The sequence below is a fragment of the Clostridium formicaceticum genome (genome assembly GCF_001854185.1).
Classification (GTDB): domain Bacteria; phylum Bacillota; class Clostridia; order Peptostreptococcales; family Natronincolaceae; genus Andreesenella; species Andreesenella formicacetica.
In genome coordinates this window covers 4,022,974-4,040,967 of the sequence record NZ_CP017603.1, presented here as the reverse complement: position 1 = coordinate 4,040,967, position 17,994 = coordinate 4,022,974, and the positions used below count along the sequence as shown (strand labels likewise).

The 17,994-nt window shown below is 34.9% G+C and carries 16 protein-coding genes; 11 read left to right on the top strand and 5 right to left on the bottom strand.

Going from position 1 to position 17,994, the window contains the following annotated elements; all coding sequences use genetic code 11:
- Positions 1-15 precede the first annotated feature (15 nt).
- The 3 genes from BJL90_RS18860 to BJL90_RS18850 all read left to right on the top strand — a co-directional run bounded on the left by BJL90_RS18860 (position 16) and on the right by BJL90_RS18850 (position 4,456).
- Entirely contained in the window at positions 16-2,265 is a 2,250-nt protein-coding gene (locus BJL90_RS18860) for a M56 family metallopeptidase (RefSeq protein ID WP_070971781.1), read from the top strand.
- A 318-nt stretch (positions 2,266-2,583) separates the two neighbouring features.
- Entirely contained in the window at positions 2,584-3,162 is a 579-nt protein-coding gene (locus BJL90_RS18855; protein WP_472234845.1) for an RNA polymerase sigma factor, read from the top strand.
- On the top strand, positions 3,149-4,456 hold the full coding sequence (locus BJL90_RS18850) for a DUF4179 domain-containing protein (protein WP_070971775.1): 1,308 nt from the start codon (positions 3,149-3,151) through the stop codon (positions 4,454-4,456). Before BJL90_RS18855 ends, BJL90_RS18850 begins: the two co-directional genes overlap by 14 nt.
- A gap of 96 nt (positions 4,457-4,552) precedes the next feature.
- On the opposite strand, the gene BJL90_RS18845 is transcribed toward BJL90_RS18850, so the two are convergent.
- The 4 genes from BJL90_RS18845 to BJL90_RS18830 all read right to left on the bottom strand — a co-directional run bounded on the left by BJL90_RS18845 (position 4,553) and on the right by BJL90_RS18830 (position 8,893).
- The gene (locus tag BJL90_RS18845; RefSeq protein ID WP_169824243.1) at positions 4,553-5,386 is read right to left on the bottom strand and encodes a carbohydrate-binding domain-containing protein; all 834 of its coding nucleotides are present in this window, start codon (positions 5,384-5,386) and stop codon (positions 4,553-4,555) included.
- A gap of 188 nt (positions 5,387-5,574) precedes the next feature.
- Complete coding sequence (locus BJL90_RS18840; protein ID WP_070971768.1) at positions 5,575-6,933, bottom strand: sensor histidine kinase; 1,359 nt, start codon at positions 6,931-6,933, stop codon at positions 5,575-5,577.
- Positions 6,930-7,604: a response regulator transcription factor gene (locus tag BJL90_RS18835; RefSeq protein WP_070971765.1), complete on the bottom strand. Its 675-nt coding sequence runs from the start codon at positions 7,602-7,604 to the stop codon at positions 6,930-6,932. Before BJL90_RS18835 ends, BJL90_RS18840 begins: the two co-directional genes overlap by 4 nt.
- 86 nt (positions 7,605-7,690) lie before the next feature.
- Entirely contained in the window at positions 7,691-8,893 is a 1,203-nt protein-coding gene (locus BJL90_RS18830; RefSeq protein WP_070971762.1) for a hypothetical protein, read from the bottom strand.
- 73 nt (positions 8,894-8,966) lie between these two features.
- Between BJL90_RS18830 and BJL90_RS18825 the strand changes: the two genes are divergently transcribed.
- Positions 8,967-9,752, top strand: coding sequence for a hypothetical protein (locus tag BJL90_RS18825; RefSeq protein WP_070971759.1), 786 nt, complete (start codon positions 8,967-8,969; stop codon positions 9,750-9,752).
- A gap of 53 nt (positions 9,753-9,805) precedes the next feature.
- A complete protein-coding gene (locus BJL90_RS18820) occupies positions 9,806-10,864 on the top strand; it encodes a GIY-YIG nuclease family protein (protein ID WP_081562102.1) in 1,059 nt (352 codons plus the stop codon).
- Positions 10,865-11,510: 646 nt separating this feature from the next.
- Here BJL90_RS18820 and BJL90_RS18815 read toward each other — a convergent pair.
- Entirely contained in the window at positions 11,511-11,855 is a 345-nt protein-coding gene (locus BJL90_RS18815; protein WP_070971753.1) for a hypothetical protein, read from the bottom strand.
- Positions 11,856-12,237: 382 nt separating this feature from the next.
- On the opposite strand from BJL90_RS18815, the gene xerA reads away from it, so the two are divergent.
- From xerA to BJL90_RS18785, 6 genes are all read left to right on the top strand, one after another.
- Positions 12,238-13,257 carry a site-specific tyrosine recombinase/integron integrase gene (gene xerA / locus BJL90_RS18810; RefSeq protein ID WP_236904957.1) on the top strand — a complete coding sequence of 340 codons (1,020 nt, stop codon included), beginning with the start codon at positions 12,238-12,240 and terminating at the stop codon, positions 13,255-13,257.
- Positions 13,258-13,508: 251 nt separating this feature from the next.
- Complete coding sequence (locus BJL90_RS18805) at positions 13,509-14,033, top strand: hypothetical protein (protein ID WP_070971747.1); 525 nt, start codon at positions 13,509-13,511, stop codon at positions 14,031-14,033.
- 749 nt (positions 14,034-14,782) lie between these two features.
- A complete protein-coding gene (ltrA, locus tag BJL90_RS18800; RefSeq protein WP_070971744.1) occupies positions 14,783-16,129 on the top strand; it encodes a group II intron reverse transcriptase/maturase in 1,347 nt (448 codons plus the stop codon).
- Positions 16,130-16,368: 239 nt separating this feature from the next.
- Positions 16,369-16,809 (top strand): GNAT family N-acetyltransferase, encoded by a 441-nt coding sequence (locus tag BJL90_RS18795; protein WP_070971741.1) that lies wholly within the window; start codon positions 16,369-16,371, stop codon positions 16,807-16,809.
- A gap of 335 nt (positions 16,810-17,144) precedes the next feature.
- A complete protein-coding gene (locus tag BJL90_RS18790; protein WP_070971738.1) occupies positions 17,145-17,387 on the top strand; it encodes a hypothetical protein in 243 nt (80 codons plus the stop codon).
- Position 17,388: 1 nt separating this feature from the next.
- Positions 17,389-17,778: a retropepsin-like aspartic protease gene (locus tag BJL90_RS18785; protein WP_070971735.1), complete on the top strand. Its 390-nt coding sequence runs from the start codon at positions 17,389-17,391 to the stop codon at positions 17,776-17,778.
- Positions 17,779-17,994 lie beyond the last annotated feature (216 nt).

Sequence of the window (17,994 nt, the reverse complement as noted above, 5' to 3'; positions counted from 1 at the left end):
GAGGGGATATAGGAGATGGATATTCTTGGGGGTATTTTTTTACATGTGCTATATTTATCGTTGACTACAAGTATCTTGATGATAGCATATCTTTTGATTAAAAAGCTTTTTTTACAACGAATAGCGATGCGATACCATCATATTATATGGATGGTATTAATTATCAGATTACTAATGCCTATTAATATTGAAAGTTCAATTAGCATTTTCAATTTTTTTCCTCAGAAAAGTTTAGTAATTCTAGAAACCTATGTTGAAAAAAATTCTTCTAACACATTTACTACAGGAGAGACTGTGCCAGTTTATAGAACTTTGGATTTTAAGAAAAACGGAGGAACAAAACATGAGTTTTATATTGAAGAAAATCACATGTTTGATGATTTTTCAGCATATGACCCTGCAGAGCTGAATGAAAATACAATAGGTAAAGAACCAAATGAATGGATAATAAAAGTGTTTTCTAGAATATGGTTATTGGGGATGTTGTTATTAACACTATTTTTTTACAGTACCTTGCTTGTATTTGAACGTAAATACAAAATGTTAAAAAAGCCTATAATTCCTGAGCTTGAGTTTTTAGCAGAAAAATGCAGGAAAAAAATGAATATAAGAAAAACGATTCCAATCTATTTAAATGATTGCTTAAAGACCCCTTGCATTCGAGGCGTCATCAACCCGTGTATTTATCTGCCAACAGATATTTATGCCAAGACAGATTACTCTGAGCTTCAGTATATAATCTTACATGAGATGGCGCATTACAAGAGAAAAGATTTAATTTATAATTTGGCTACTTTGATGGTAGCTTTAATTCACTGGTTTAATCCTTTGTTATGGATTGTCATTAAGCATATTAGGCATGATAGGGAGATTGCTTGTGACGCGTATGTTATGGAGACTATTGAAGAGGAAGAAATCATACCATATGGGATGACGCTTATTAACTTAGCTAAGCGATTTACGAGTAAAGATAGTAAATTTTATTTAGTAAGTTTTTGTGAAGGAAATAGCTTACTAGAAAGGAGAATAAAAATGATAAAGATGTTCAAAAAAGGATCCTATAGAATATCTATAGCAGCTATTATTTTCTTAATAATCATAGGGGGAGTAATTCTTACGAATCCATCTAGATTTGAAAGTATAAACCTTATAAGTACAAGCCAAACTGTAGAAGATAGTGCTGCAAAAGAGTTAGAGAAAGAGAATTTGTTGGATAATACAAAGGAAGAAGAACCTAACTATAAAGATATTATTAAAGACATGCTGGTGCTTATTGATCCTGGACATGGCGGAGATGATCCCGGCGCAATTTACACTGGTGGTAATTTGGTTGAGATAAAGGAGAAGGATGTTAGCCTGGAAATATCACTTTTACTGTACAATATGCTTAAAGAATCAGGAATTAATGCTGAATTAACACGACGTGAGGATATTAGTATATCATTAGAGAATAGAATGGAATTAGTAAATCAGCTTAATCCTTCTCTGTTTGTAAGCATTCATAATAATTTTGGTGGAGTATCTGAACGTGATGTATTGACTTTATCCTACACTTCAATAAGTAAGGATTTAAGAAGAACAACTGGAGAAAGAGCAGCTCAAATCATACATAAAGAACTGGTTAATGTTATTGAGAATAAGGACAGTGAGATATTAGAAATGTCTAATAGACTGAAATTTAGTAGTATTAAAATACCAGCGGTTATCATTGAACCAGCTTATATTGGCAACCATTCTAGTACAGAGAATCTGTTGACAGAAGAATTTAAGAAGCAAATTGCACTTTCTATACATGATGGTATTATAAAAGTACTAAAAGAGATGGCTGCAGATATACAAGAGTCCAATAATCAGAGTGAAGAAATAATTCTAAATACTAAAGGACAATGGCCTGTGCCAGAGTATAGTAGAATTAGTTCTCGCTATGGAGAAGCAATACATCCTATTTCAAAAGATAAAAGATTTCACACAGGAATTGATATCTCAGCTCCTGAAGGAAAAACCATTGTTGCTTTTAAAGATGGAAAGGTGGTTAGGGCAGGAGAATTGAGGGATCATGGCAAAACAATTGTTATTGATCATGGAAGCGGCTTGGTAACGCTGTATGCCCATGCATCAAAACTTAATGCATCTGTTGGAGATGAAGTAAAAGAAGGTCAAAAGATTGCGGAAATAGGTAGTACAGGAGGTGCAACAGGAAATCATGTTCATTTTGAAATTTGGATTAATGGAAAGCACGTAAATCCTATTGATTATTTGAGATAAAACCATCATCTAACAAAGAAGCAAAGAGACGGCAGAGCAATGCCGTCCTCTTGTTTTTAGTCCCTTTGTTTTGTGTTAAACAGAGTTTACATGATATGAATAATCTGGGTTGATCTTTGAAATCCCACATCTATAACCGATACAACTAACAGTAATCTATGTAATCTTGATTTTTCACATCACTATACTTGTTCTCCCATGAACTCCTTCAGCTTTAGCCGGACGAATTCATGGATATTAGACCTCAACTGTAAAGTTCGAATAAGGTTTTATTTGTGCAAAACTACAGAAAGATAGTGAATAATTAATTTTTAAAAAATGAACTTTTTCTATGCTAAGATACTCTTATATAAGAGAGAAGGTGATACAGTGGAAATAGAGATACTGATAAAAACAGCAAAAAAAGGAGATAAGGAAGCACTCGTTAAGTTGATTATGCTTCAAAAACAAGATTATTATAAATTGGCCTATGCATTGATGAAAAATAAAGAAGATGCCTTAGATGCTATGGAAGATATGATTGTCATTATTTATGAAAATATCTATCAACTAAAGAAAGAAGAAGCCTTCTATAGCTGGAGTAAAAGGATTTTAGTAAATTGCTGTAAAAAGCTTTTAAAAACTAAAAATAAAGTTATCCTCTTAGATACGATTAAAGAAGAGGTTTACGAAGAAAACCTTCAACAAAAGGAAGACCGAATGTTACTAGAAGAACATTTGTCACAGCTAAATGAAAAACATCAGGAGGTAATCAGGCTGCGTTACTTTTTAGATCTAGATTATAAAACCATAGCTGACTTGTTAAAAGTCCCATTGGGGACGGTAAAATCTCGAATTTCTATAGGATTGAATAAATTAAAGGAAAGCTTTGGAGGTGAGGAAAATGAAAGAAATTGAAAGATTATTGTATGAAAAGAAAGCAGAACTGGATGAAATAGAAGTACCAGTAGAATTAGAAGAAAGGTTAAAGAATGCATTGGAGGGTAAAACCTTTACAACAAAAAGAAGAAACAATTGGTTAGGAAGGATTGCTGCTGTTTGTCTTATTACCTTATTAGTAGGCTACAACTTTAACACACTGGCCTTTTACGGTAAGCGGCTTATTGGCTATGATCAGATTATGAATGGTACCCTAAAACAACTAAATGAATTGGGAAAAGGGCAGATTATTGGAAAAAGTTATACCTTTGAGAGCGGGATCACCATGACACTGGATGGTATTATGATTGATGAAAATCAGCTTTTAGCTTTTTATTCCTTAAAAGATGCTGGTGGGGGGATGGAGGCTGTTCAAATCCCACCTCAGATGCATATGGAGGGCTTATGGAGAAACTACATGATGGAAAGTGGTCAGGGGGAAATCGACGATGACAATAAAGAAACAAAATGGATTACAAGTTTTGAACCCCCTCGCTTTTATGAAAGAAAATTAAACTTAAAATTTCGTTTGATAGATAGGGGTATTGTAGAAGAAGGAGAAATAAGTTTTAAACTTGATAGAGAAAAGGCTATGGGGTCTACCTTAAAGAAAAATATAAAACGAACCTTTAAATTTGGGGAAACCCAAGTACGACTTGAGTCGATTATTGCTTCTCCTACTCGAACTGTGATAAATGGTTCCATACAAAATATTTTTCAACTGGCAAGGGATCACATAAGCGGAAATCGTCTCAGGCCCAACCACATAGCAATAAAACTGATGGTCAATGGTGAAGAAGTGCCTTCACAAGGAGCAGGCATGCGTACAGATTTGAAGGGAATTACATTTCACCAAGAGTTTGATGCCCTACCAGAGGATTTACAATCCTTAGAGCTTCATCTACAAAGTTTGTCGGTAGATCGTGATGTAAGTGAGGCCGTAAACCTTCCTAAGGATATTGAAAATAAAAGCATCAGTATTCTAGACCAAGATGTACAAATCAATAAAATTTACCAGTCAAATGGCAGTAGCTTTGTCACAATTACTACGGAAGAGGGTACAATTCTTACGAGAGTATACCTTTTAGTGGATGGCAACAAGATAGCCCTTAGTAAAACTGTCACAGATGAATTAATCAAGCAAGAAAATGGTGAGGTGCTACACACTAGAACATTAGATTTTCCTGCAACAGGAGAGAAGTACCAATTCATTATTGAAAGAATAACCTATACGGAGATTTATAATGAGGTAATTGATATACCTATAAAATAGAAAGCATAGGCAAGATAAAAACCTGAGATAGAGTAAATTTTTCTATCTCAGGTTTTTACCTAGATACGTGTTACTTTTTACAGATCCAATCTTTTCTTAGAAGGAAAGAACAGTTCCATTAACGGTGACATGGGCATTGGATGTACCGGTTTGTGTCAGGGAGACTAGACCGTCATCATCGGTGACGATAGTGATGGTGCCTCCCTGAAGGTCAATCACATCCTCAGATTTTATGCCATTGTTTTCAGTATCAATAGAAATAGTTCCTTTGTTCACTGTGACCCGAGATACAGCGGAAATCCCATCATCTTTTGCTGTGATGTTGATGTTACCACCATTTATTTCAACATAACCCAAAGAAATTTGAGTATCGTTGGTTGCCTTCATACCGTCACGAAGGGCGTGAACTGTAATGATCCCGTCATTTACTATCAGATAATCTTTGCCTTTAATACCGTGATTGGCTGCTGTTATGTTAATCTTGCCACCTTCTATGAGGAGGGTATCTCTGCTGGAGATGCCATCCTTGTAGCGTGCATTTACAGTTAAGGTACCCTGTCCGTTTATCACAAGATCTTCTTTTGAGTAAATCACTGCATCAATTTCTGTATCTGAATAAGCATGAGCCGATCCATCGGAAACCCTATTGGTTGTGCCTTCAGCAAGGGTGATGACGACATTTTTTGCCTGTTGAATATAAATGGGTGCTCCGGTAGTGAAGGTAATATCTGCGTTGTTCAGGACAAGGGTGACAGTACCAGCGGTTGCAGCATTTACAATAATTTGTCCATCCTCCAGCGTCCCACTGATTACATAGGTTCCTGCGGAGGAGATGGTAGCTGTTGTTTCTTTAATGCTTACTGAAGGATCGTTTGTAGTTATAGCGGTTTTTTTCAAAGATATGGTACTGGAGTCCATTTGGTTTTCCACGGTTGAGATCTGATTTTGGCAACCACCTAAATAAAGCAACATAGCAATCAGAATAAAGCAAGCAATTCTTTTGGGTAAAGATAATAATGATTTTATTTTTTTTATCATGAAATATCCTTCCTTTCTATTGTTATGATGTAAGTATATCTCCTGAAAATTAAAATTACATTAAATTTAGAAAGGCTTTTTTATGTTTTTTTCGGAAAACTGCAAATAAAAGTACTACCTTCACCGATGACGCTTTTTACCTTCACCACGCCACCATGGAATTGCACGATTTGTTTTACCATTGCAAGGCCTAATCCCATGCTGCCGTTTTTATTTATCCCTCTAGAGGGGTCTACTTGATAAAAACGCTGCCAGATTTTCGGTAAGTGCTCTTCTTTAATTCCAATGCCATTATCCCTAACCGAAAGAAGGATTTCCTTTTGATTTTGAAGTAGTTTCACATGAACAAATCCCTTTTCCCTACCGTATCGATAGGCATTAGCGATGAGATTTAATAATAATCTCGTTATCAAAGAACGATCAACTGAAGCGTTGATATTAGGGGCAATGTCCCATGTCAAGGTAATATGCTTATTACGCATATCTACCTGTTCCTCACAGATCATATGAACAAGCTCACTTAAATCAGTATCCTCAAAATATGTTTTCTCGATACCCTGTTCTAATCTTGTAAAAGCTAAAAGTTGTGAAATAAGACGAGACATTTTATTTGCCTGGCGCTGTATGACTTTTAGTGCCTCCCGGTGTTCTTCCTCTGTATGGGCATTTTCCAAAGCGTATTCACACTGGGCTAAAATTACAGAGGTTGGTGTTCTCAGCTCATGAGATGCATCGGAAGTAAATTGTTTTTCTGATTCAAAGGAGGCTTCTAGTCGATCAAACATACGATCAAAGGTTTTGGCCAATTGGTGAATTTCATCATGTTCATTCTCTAGATCAATTCGCTTTGATAAATCCTTTCCGTCACTGATTTCATTGGCTGCACGGTTGATTTTCTCAATGGGACGAAAGGATCTTTTGGCAATCAAATAGCCGCCAGCTGCCGTAAGCAATACCAAAAATGGCAACGTGATATAAGCAAGTTTGACGATGGTATTAACAACGTCAGCGGTTTCACTGATGGGCATAATTCCCCGAATCCATACATCCTCATGCTTTTTAAAAGTAACTAATCGATCATAAATATAATAACGCTCTCCATTTGCCTCAACCCTTTGTATATTTCCATCCTCAAAAGCTGCATCGGTTGAAAAGTCAGCAGGTATTCGACCATCCACTAGTACATGATTTTTAGTAAAAACAAGGTTATAAACACCGTTTTTTAGAAAATCAAAATCATTATCTATTTCAAGTTTTCCTTTGTCATATTCAACTTCATCCATATTATTATCCACTATCTTCATCAATTGTCTTCTGGAGTCTATTTCTACAACAGAACTGCTGATTGAAAGCATAAAGATTAATACTAGTCCAACAATAGCAAGCATGAATACCGTATACCATAAAGTCATCCGCATCTTAATAGACAATTTATTCATATCTCTTCCCTCAGTACATAGCCGCTTCCTCTGATGGTATGGATCAGCTTGTTTGGGCATTCGTCATCAATTTTTTTACGTAGATAGCGAATATATACATCCACCACATTTGAAGTACCTTCATAATCAAAGTTCCATATATGGTTTTCGATTTTCTCCCTTGATAATACAATACCTTTGTTGCGGATAAGATACTCTAAAAGAGCAAATTCTTTTGGGGAAAGGGTAATGACGCTTTTTTTTCGCTTAACGATATGTGTATTACAATCCACAGTCAAATCTCCAACTGTAAAAACGTTGCTAACGCTTCCTGTTCTTTTCCGCATCATGACACGAACTCTTGCCATCAGTTCATCAAAAGAAAAGGGCTTAACAAGATAGTCATCTGCACCGCTGTCAAGTCCTATAACCCGATCAGAAATGCTGTCGCGGGCAGTAAGAAATAAAACCGGAGCTTTGTTTCCCTGTGCTCTCAAGTGGCGAACAACCTCCAAGCCATCCATCTTTGGCAGCATGATATCTAAAATTATAGCATCATATTCTGTACCTTCTATATAATCAAGTGCTGCTTCACCGTCAAAGCAGCTGTCGGTGCCATAGCCTTCCGCCGTCAGCTTTTTAACGATAATATTATTTAAATCCCTTTCATCTTCAACCACGAGTATCCTCATGCCCCATACACCTCCAATCAATAAATTTTATTAATTTCACCTCCAAATTAATAAAAAATTTGCTTGGAGGCGAGTAAAGTACTAGGTTACATTAGCATACCGGTAATATCCTTAACTAAATTCCCCTCCACATCACAGATTTTTGCCTTAATTCCCTCATCGCTAGAGGTGAAGTATAGGATCAATTCAGTTCTCTTATCATCACCATCAAGTCTTTTACTGGCGATTCGAATAGGGCCAAATAGATTTTTATCCTCTATAATCACTTTAGGTTCTTCGTTATAACGGTTCACTTTTAATTTGCCTTGGTGATTTTCGTCATAGTAAGTGTATACTAAAGTGTAATCTTCATTAAAGGTAATTGAATCTATAGAAGGAATCCCTCCGAAAACATCCGTATGGAATGGAATTTGATCCAGTATCTTCAAATCTTTAGGGTGGTTGATAGATCTTCTCACCATAAAGATATTTAATTCTTCTTCCTTATCTACAGTATTCATTCCAATAAATCCATAACCATCTTCAATGGCTTCAGCAGTAACAATGTTCTTGATAAGAGGCAAATTAAATTTGGTTACTGGTGCACCATCAAAACCCATGCTATATAAATCCACACTGTTTTTATTGACAGAGGTATAGGTCAATACCCTATCGAGTAAATTAGCATTAACGATAAAGTAAGGGTCCCTATAAAAGGTTTTGTAGTCAGGTGCTGAAGGGGTGTGAAATATATTGGGAAAAAATCCTGTATGAAAATCCTTTATGTGAAGGAGTTTATCAGTGGACTTTGAGAAGAAAAGCTGACCTTTATAGTCCATGCTATCTGCATTTTCAAAACCTTCTATTGCAATCATATTACTACTAACTGTCAATTCTTCATCGTTAATGTTATCGCGTTGAAGGGTTGTCTTCACAATGCCATCTTTATAAGGAGTGATGATGCTTTGACTGGAAAAAGTATTGTCAAATAAAATGATATTATCTAAATATTTATGAGATGGAAATTCCGATAATAGCATTGAATGTCCACTATCAATATTTAAATAAAATAAAGAAGAATAATTGCCTCCTTGGTTTTCTTGACTCGATAAAACGAGGAGTGCTGCATCAGCACTTACAAAGCTATCCAGCCAAACCACTTCCTTGATTATACCAAACTTTGATGAATTTATATGGATGCTGGGAACTGTGATTGTTGGTAGCTCAGTATAACGATGATCATAGATATAGCTTATTGATGTCAGGAAAATCATTGTTATTGTAATAATTAGCATGGTATATTTTTTCATAGGATGCCTCCAATCTAAAATATGCTATAATTAAATTATAATATAAACGATTATAGTATGGAAGGAGAAGGATATGAAATTAAGTGAAAAGTTTAGTGATGGACGTAATTATATCAACAAAACCCTATGGATTATTTTGATCCCTATCCTACTGGATGTTTTTACATTATTGACCTATCAGTATATTTATCAGGTGGCATATGTTCCTATAAGGCAGCTTTTTACATGGAAAATTGGCATTATATCTACGCCTCCCAGTGTACGCTTTATACTAGAGGACTTTCCTTCGGTAATACTTCAATATAATCATAGTGGTTTTACAGGTATAATCAATGAATTAAGCTTATTTAATGTTTTCTTAGCAATTACATTGCTGCTAGTGATCAGCTTTATACAAAGTGGTTATTTAAGTGTACTTAGCAGTATCAGTCATAAAAATGTAGGAGTAAAGGATTTTTTTGTAGGAGGTAATCGGTTTTGGTTTAAATTTTTTCTGTTTCAAACCTTCTTGATGTATCCCTTTCTTCTTATGTTTATCAAAAGGGGTTTTGTGTATTTGGCAATAGTCAATACTGTTTTTTTCTACGTGAAATATTCTATTGTTCTTGATGAGGGAAGCATCAGAGAGAATTTTAGCAAAGGAGTGGCTTTTTTCTGGGATAACATAGACTTAAGTATAAAAATGGCTTTTTATTTTGGATTTGTCTTTTCTCTGTTGAGTATCGTAATTTACTTGATGGCAGGCCTTGGTTTACTCGGTATTATCATTGCCATTGTGCTCACTGCTTATTTTGGCGCTGCTATCAATAAGTCTGTACTGGAGATTTATCGTGATACTAAGGAGAAAGCTACAGGTTAAAAGTCACACTTTTGTGGCTTTTTTTTGTAGAGGAATAAACAAGGTTGCTGTGGATGGAAGCAAAGATGTTGGAACAAGTACAGGAGGTGATAAGCTTGTCAGGAATACCTAAGCATTTAGCTGAAAAAATCAAGGCTATACCAGCAAAACCAGGTATCTACCAAATGAAGGATATCTATGGAAATATTATGTACATTGGTAAAAGCAAGACATTAAAATCAAGGGTAAAGTCTTATTTCAGTACACAAGAAAAGTCGAATAAGATTGAAAGAATGGTGTTTCATATCCATGATATAGATTATATTGTTACAGATACACATCTAGAGGCGCAGATGCTAGAATGTGCCCTTATCAAAAAGTTAAAGCCCATATACAATTCACAGTTCAAAAATGACCAAAATTATAGGTATTTGAAAATAGAAAACTACAATAAACTTAAACCTGTAAAAGTCATCAGCGAAAGAGAAAACACAGATTGTTTTGGGCCCTATAGAAATAAAAAGATTCTTTTGAATTTGGAGAAATTATTTCAAAATATATATCCTCTATCAAAACATGGTAATACCTATAGGTTTACCTACAAAATATTGCCTGAAGCTGTGGAGAAGGATACATTTGAGGAAAATAAGCAGTGTCTAACAAAAATATTGTTAAAGCAAGAATGTATGCTACAGTTTTTATCTGAAATCGAAAATAAGATGAAATTGGCTGCTTCAGAATTTCAATTTGAAACAGCCTCAATTTATAAAGATCTACTATATCATATAAACTATCTATATGATGTCAGTATTAAAAAAAGCGAGAAGTTGAACCTTCAAAAAATTTTGATGGGTGAGAAGATAGAAAATGGTTACAAACTTTTTTATATTTTGAGGGAAAAAATTGTATTCAAAAAGAAATATAAAGAAATTACTAAGGAAGCAATAGAGGAGTTTTTGACACAAGCAAAAAAGGCAGAAGATAATATATCCGAGGCAACAAATGAAAAAAGTGATTTGGATTTTCAGTATATCCTTCATACTGAAATGCAAGATACAGCCTCAAAATCAATTTTATTTCTTGATAATGAATATGATGTAGAGGCCTTTACAAATGAGCTTAGAAAGCTTTAATTTTCCTAATCAAGAAGTGCTTCATCTAAACCCATGATTCAGTGGAGGGAGGTTTGTTGGAAAGTTTCGAAAAAAAGGTTGAAGTTAATTTTTCTTTAGGATTGTTAAAGGTGAACATTATCTAATGCATCAGACAATAGAAAGGGAACTGGAGATTATTGGAGAGCAAAATTAGAAATCATGATGAAGATAAGTATGACTTTATTTAATCTGGCATTATTATAATTAATTCACAACTAGTTCCAGATTCGGCTAGTAGTTAGTTCATGCTAATGATGTTATAAACAATAGAGAGAGAGTACGGTGTGAATTAGTACTATTTGGTTAGTTTTTAAGCATAGAGAAAAGGGAGACTTTGATGAAAGAAATAATTATTTTTTTAAAATACTGGTGTAGTTAAATTAAAATACTTAGAGCATAAAGCTAAGTATTCAAGGGTTACATTTATTAGAAAGCATGGGAAAGAAATCATTGGAATCTGTGCATTATTGGCAGATGATATAATATATTTTGTCTTCCCGAACTATGAAATTATACCAACCATTAATCCTAGTAAATTGCTTAGCATATACATTATATTATTTTTTATATCAACTATTATATTTTATTGCTATACGTCAATTCTCTTTGGCGGTTACGCTTATTATTATATTTGGATATCAATTAAATTAACTACATTAATTTTGCGTAAATTTTCCGAATTATCATACTTAAATTGCTTAAGTTGCTTAAGTTGAAATGTTTCACCTGTAGGTAGTGCTATTGTATCACACTGCCACTCAGATCCCTTTGCCTCAATATTTCTAAATGTTGTGAGAAAGTTACTCATTGATTTATTAGAGTATGTTTCAAACCCACTTACATAGGTATAAACATTTTTGTGATGTGGTTCGGGTATATTTACTTCTAGTTTAGCACGCTTAACATTTCTTAAATCCAAGCGATTGTTTATTGTAGAAACATAGAAATTAGATATTCCAGCAATTCTCATACAAGACCTCCTTTCTTTTATTTTAATTTTAGGCGTTTGTGAAACGCCTATTTATACTAATTATTGAAAGGGACAGGTTTATTCAATAAATCTTTCAAAATAGGTTTAGGGCTTAATAGACGACAGCTAATTTATATACTATATATTGCTACAACAAAAAGTCGAGAACTAAACTCTCTGCTTTTTTCTTGCCTAGATTTCAATGGAAAAATTGACATTATTTGTAAAAAAACAAAAGGATTTATATAGGTTTTGTAGAATTATAGGAGTAGATTAAATTTATCTTTAAAGAAGTCTTTTAGGAAAGAGGAGGGTATATGGGATAAAAATTAAAAGAATAAATGATAGAGAAATTCACGTATCATTTGAGTATAATGATGAATTGGTAAAAAAGATTAAGAAGGTTGAAGGAAGGCGGTGGCAGCCACATAAAAAATGCTGGGTAGTTCCTAATAATGTTAAAAGCATAAATAGTCTAATAAGAGTTTTTGTAAATGACAATGTAAGCTGGGACAAATCATTAAATCCATTTATTAAAAACAATAATGATAGTAACTTACTTGATATAAATTCGACATTAAGTCAGCTAGAAAAGCAGTTAACACTTATAGGGTATAGCTCAAAAACTAAAAAGGCATATAAAGGGCATATACGACGCTTTCTTACATTTAATAATAATACTAAAGTATTGGAGAAAGAGGGTGTTGAAAAGTACATGTATTATTTATTTAATGAACAGCAAAACTCGCATACTTTTGTGAATCAGGCATTAAGTGCAATAAAAATCTATTACGAGTATGTACTAAAAAAAGGAAAAGTATTATATGACTTACCTCGTCCTAAAAGAGAAAAAAAGCTACCAAATATTCTAAGTCAAAAAGAAGTAATATCTATATTGGACTCTGTTAGCAACACTAAGCATAAATCAATATTGTTCTTAACTTATTCAGCAGGTCTTAGAGTCGGTGAAGTAGTAAGACTAAAGGTAGATGATATTGATAGTGATAGAATGCTAATACATATAAGACAAGGAAAGGGTAGAAAAGATAGATATACTATTCTTTCTGAAGTTGCGTTAGATATGCTAAGAAAATATGCTAGGATAGAAAGACCTGAGAATTGGTTATTCCCAGGGGGAAAAGATAATAGCTTTCTAACAGAGCGCTCCGTCCAGAAAATATTTGCAAATGCGTGTAAGAAAGCTAAAATAAACAAGAATGTTTCAGTACATAGTTTAAGACATTCTTTTGCTACACATCTTTTAGAGCAAGGAACTGACCTTAGATATATTCAAGAACTTTTAGGACATTCAAGCTCTAAAACTACAGAAATATATACATATGTAACTGAAGCAAATATAAGTAAAATAAAGAGTCCGTTGGACAGATTATTAACGAGATAGAATATACAACTATAAGCAGATGTTCCCGAACCATGGTTCGCAAATCCTTCTACTTTGGAATAAAAAACGAACTTTGGGTCGGAAATCTAATCGTTATAGGCAATGATGATATCGGGGCTGTTTTTTAGGTCTTGTTTAATAAAAAAGAAGTGTTTTGAAGATAGATAATAGATTATATAAATTTATTTGTGGTAAACTTGATTTGTTATGTGGACAAAGATTCTTTATATTTTACGGAAGGAGGGTGTAAGATGAAACAGAAGTTAAAAACTATTATTGTTATTGCCATTCTGTTGGTGATAAGTATATGGATTATTGATAAAATCCCATTTAATAAAAATATAAATCAGCAGATAACTGCTAATATCTATGAGAACGGTGTTGCAGTTGGTCAGACGACGCTGGTGATGAATGGTGAAAAGAGTAACTATCTATTTAGAAAAAAAGAAAGATTTATTGGAGAATTTTTAATTCCATATGCAGAAAAAACGGATAGAAGTGATTTACAAACATCTATTACATGGAATGGTGAAGACAACACACAATATATAATATATTTTTACAAAGGTGTCTTTAAATTGGCAGAAGATATGGAGCTTGTTCCTTACCTGCTAATCAATGATAGCATGACAAAATTTGCTATCATGCTTACAAACCATACAGTTATCGCTACATCTGATGAACTATATAAACTGTATATTAAACACATCACATGGCATAGTGATACTACAAGCACATCTATTGTAGAGGTAAATAAAATTCCCAAAATTGACTGATACTTGTTATGAGCATTATTTTCGGTGGTTCAAATGTTACATTTTTTATAATATGAAGGAATTTAAATTAATCTTTAAGTAGCATCGTCTTTTCTATACGAAGGATTATAGAAGTAAAAAGCGTCATCACTACCTATAACAATACATTTGCATAAAGGTGCTGGAAGCACGTGTTAAGGGAAAAGTCAGCGCACCCCATCCCTTCACCGGGAGCCAAGCTCCGCCAAGGGGTATTCCTATTGGTCCGATTCAGGGACGTCGCAAATGCGAGACCGTTAGTGCGCCAAGCAAAGCTTGGCATTTCTTACAAGGTGAAAGTCCCTGTCAGGTAAGGTCTAACCAACCACCTGTATCGAGTGTTGCGCCGATGCTGGTGACAGCAAAGGTGAAGCGTACACAGAGAATCATATAGGCCATAAGGGAGACCGTAATCCCTGAAGAATATTGAGCCCCGTAAATCGTATACCTAGAAATAGGAAAAGTGCAGATGACGACGTGTTTAACGTCACGGAAGTCAATACAATAGAATCGTTACAGGTGAGATTCTGAAGGATCTGTCGGGGTCCTAGAACGTGGCATGTATGAAGAGAAATGTCAGGAACTTGGGAGGATCTGTAGGTTCCAGTGAAAAACTGGTAGACCTATCCAACCGAAAAATAGGACGGTCGATGATACTACAGGGTTCGGATCAACCCATAGTACTCTGAGGTTGGGAGAACCAACTACATGGGGAAGGAGTTGACAGGGATATGTACTTCGCAAAGGAAACATTAGCCGGACATGTCGGGCTGGACAAACTAATGCAAACCTCACTGCGTGGAATAAGGCAGAAGGCAAAAGAAAATGAAAAACACCGATTTCAAAATCTCTATCAACTACTAAACGAAGATACTTTGATGGAAGCTTGGAAGGAATTAAATAAGAAAGCATCGGCTGGAGTAGATGAAATTACAGCCAAAGAATTCAAGTTGAATCTAAGAGCAAACATCAAAGAAATCGTCAGTAACCTAAAAGAGAAAAGATATCGGACAAAACTGGTCCGTAGAGTTAATATTCCAAAGGGAAAGAATGAAAGTCGTCCACTTGGTATTCCGGCATTATCAGACAAACTAGTTCAAAGAGCGGTAGCCAAGATACTAGAAGTAATCTATGAAGAAGATTTTCTAGATTGTAGCTATGGGTATCGTCCAAAAATAGGGGCTCATAAGGGAATCAAAGACCTAACGAAAGAGTTACAGTTCAACAAGTATAGTTATATAGTAGAAGCTGATATCAAAGGATTCTTCAATAACATCAACCACGAGTGGCTAATCAGGATGATTGAAGAGAGAGTAGATGATAGTGCTCTTGTTGGTTTAATCAGAAAATGGTTAAAAGCAGGAATACTTGATGCTAATCATTTAGTGATACATCCAGCTACAGGGACACCCCAAGGTGGGATCATAAGTCCAATTTTAGCCAACATATATCTACACTACGCCTTAGATCTTTGGTTTGAAAAAGGTGTGAAAAGAAGGTGTGAAGGTGAAGCCTACCTATGCAGGTACGCTGATGACTTTGTATGCGCCTTTCGATATAAGAAAGATGCAGATAGATTCTACAAAGCGCTGGGAAAAAGACTAAGAAAATTTGAGCTAGAACTAGCTGAGGAAAAGACCAACATAATTAGCTTTTCAAGGTTTCGGAAGGTAGAGAATACCCATTTTGATTTTCTTGGATTCGAGTTTCGATGGGGGGTATCTCTAAAGGGAAAAGACATTATCAAGAGATGCACTTCAAAGAAGAAACTAAGAGCATCATTGCAGAATTTTAAAGAATGGTGCAAGGAAAATAGAAATAATCGACTGAGGAAAATAACCGAGATGCTAAATAAAAAGCTAAGGGGATATTTTAACTATTATGGATTGATTGGCAACTACGAAAGTCTATGGAAATTCTATACCATAGCCATTGAGACATTATACAAGTGGTTAAACAGACGAAGTCAGAGAAAAAGCTTCAATTGGAGTGAATTCACTAGACTAATGAAATGGTATGGAGTATTAAAACCAAAGATTGTAGAGAGTAGTGACCACCAGTTAGAATTTCAATATTAAATTGCCGGATTACGGAACTGAATATTCCTGAAGAGCCCGGTGCGGTAGTTTCGCACGCCGGGATCTGTGCGGGGTACGTCGGGTAACCGGCGTGTCTACCGTGACGATGAAATCGGACGCAAAGGCCGGCGCATTCATGCGCCGATTTAGTAAGCAGGGCGCTGGAGTATTACTTTTTAAGAAAAGCCTTTGAAGATTTCATTGATAACATATCGAAGTTTATTCAATGGGGGTGTACAATGCTAGAAATAAGACAAATTCAAAAAGATGATTTGAACGGATTACTGGAGTTGTATACACAATTACATAATAATCCGATGCCTGTAGTTAATTATGAAATAGAAGAACTGTGGAGAAAGATACTGGAAGATAGGAATCATCATATTCTTGTAGGATGTGTGAATGAAAGAATAGTTTCCTCCTGTGTTGTAGTGATCATTCCTAATCTGACCCATAGCCAACAGCCCTATGCTCTTATTGAAAATGTTATAACAGATGAAAAATGTCGAGGAAAAGGGTATGCAACAGCTATTTTGAATTATGCAAAAAAGCTTGCTATAAAAGAAAACTGTTATAAGATGATGTTGATGACAGGTTCCAAGAAAGAGAGTACGTTAAACTTTTACAAACAGGTCGGATATAATAGCGAGGATAAAACAGGGTTTGTCAAATGGCTGTAGTGGCATAGGTAGTAAGAATTTGTCTGGGGGTGCCCCATCCGTGGGGCAATCTGGCTCTGTGGGGCGTCCGACTACAGCTAACAATACTTCTCCACAAGGGGCACAGCATGAAGAAGGTCTCTGGAGTGAGAGCATGAGGTCATCCTGCCCACATCCGCCAACCTAAGATAGGAGTTATCTAAGGTTGGCGGACGTCGGAGAAACAAACCGTTAGATGACATTATTTTTCCATAATAAAAAAGCTAGGGTAGTGTTTTGTAGCTTTTTTAATAATGTTAAACATTATGATATAATTAATATATAAGCTAGTTTCTACAAGGAATGGAGGGATAATTATGAAGTGGCAAGAAGTTAAAGAGTTATATCCAAATCAATTTGTTAAATTTCAAATTTTAAAATCTCATATTGAAGCTGATATTGAGTATGTTGATGAAATTGCTTTGATTGGTCCTGTAGAAGAAGAAAACGCTACTAGAGAATTGTTAAATGCTAAAGATAATATTCTTGTTTATCATACCTCAAAAGATAAAGTAAAACTCAAAATTAGGACAAGAATAGGTTTGAGGAGAGCATATTAATATGAAAATTGAGTATAGAAATGGACTGCTTTTCACGACTATTGAAGTTGTCTATAAGGGACAAAAGAAGAAAATTAATAATATTGTTATTGATACTGGTGCATCGGAGACTTTGCTTTCTCAGGAATGTGTGGATGATATTGGCATAAAGGTGGCTGCTGAAGACGAGTTAGTCGTTTCTTATGGCATCGGAGGAAAAGAACATGCTTTTTCGAAGAAAGTTGATGAGGTAAATACAGGAAGTTATAGATTGAAGCATTATAAATTAGACTTTACATCATTTCAATATGAAGATATAAATGGACTATTGGGTTTAGATATATTAATATCTGGAGGTTATATAGTTGATTTAAAAGATCTTCTGTTACATCAAAAGAGTTGTAGTAATTGAGAACTCTTTTATTTTTTAATCATTAATGGCAAAATGATGAAAAAATGGAAATGAAACAAAAATAACATCATCTAACAAAGCATTTGCATAAAGGTGCTGGTAGCACGTGTCACGAGAAAGGTCAGAGCACCACATCCCTTCACTGGGAGCGAAGCTCCGTCAGGGAGTATTCCTTTAGGGTCCGGTTCAGGGACGTTGCAAATACGAGACGTTAGT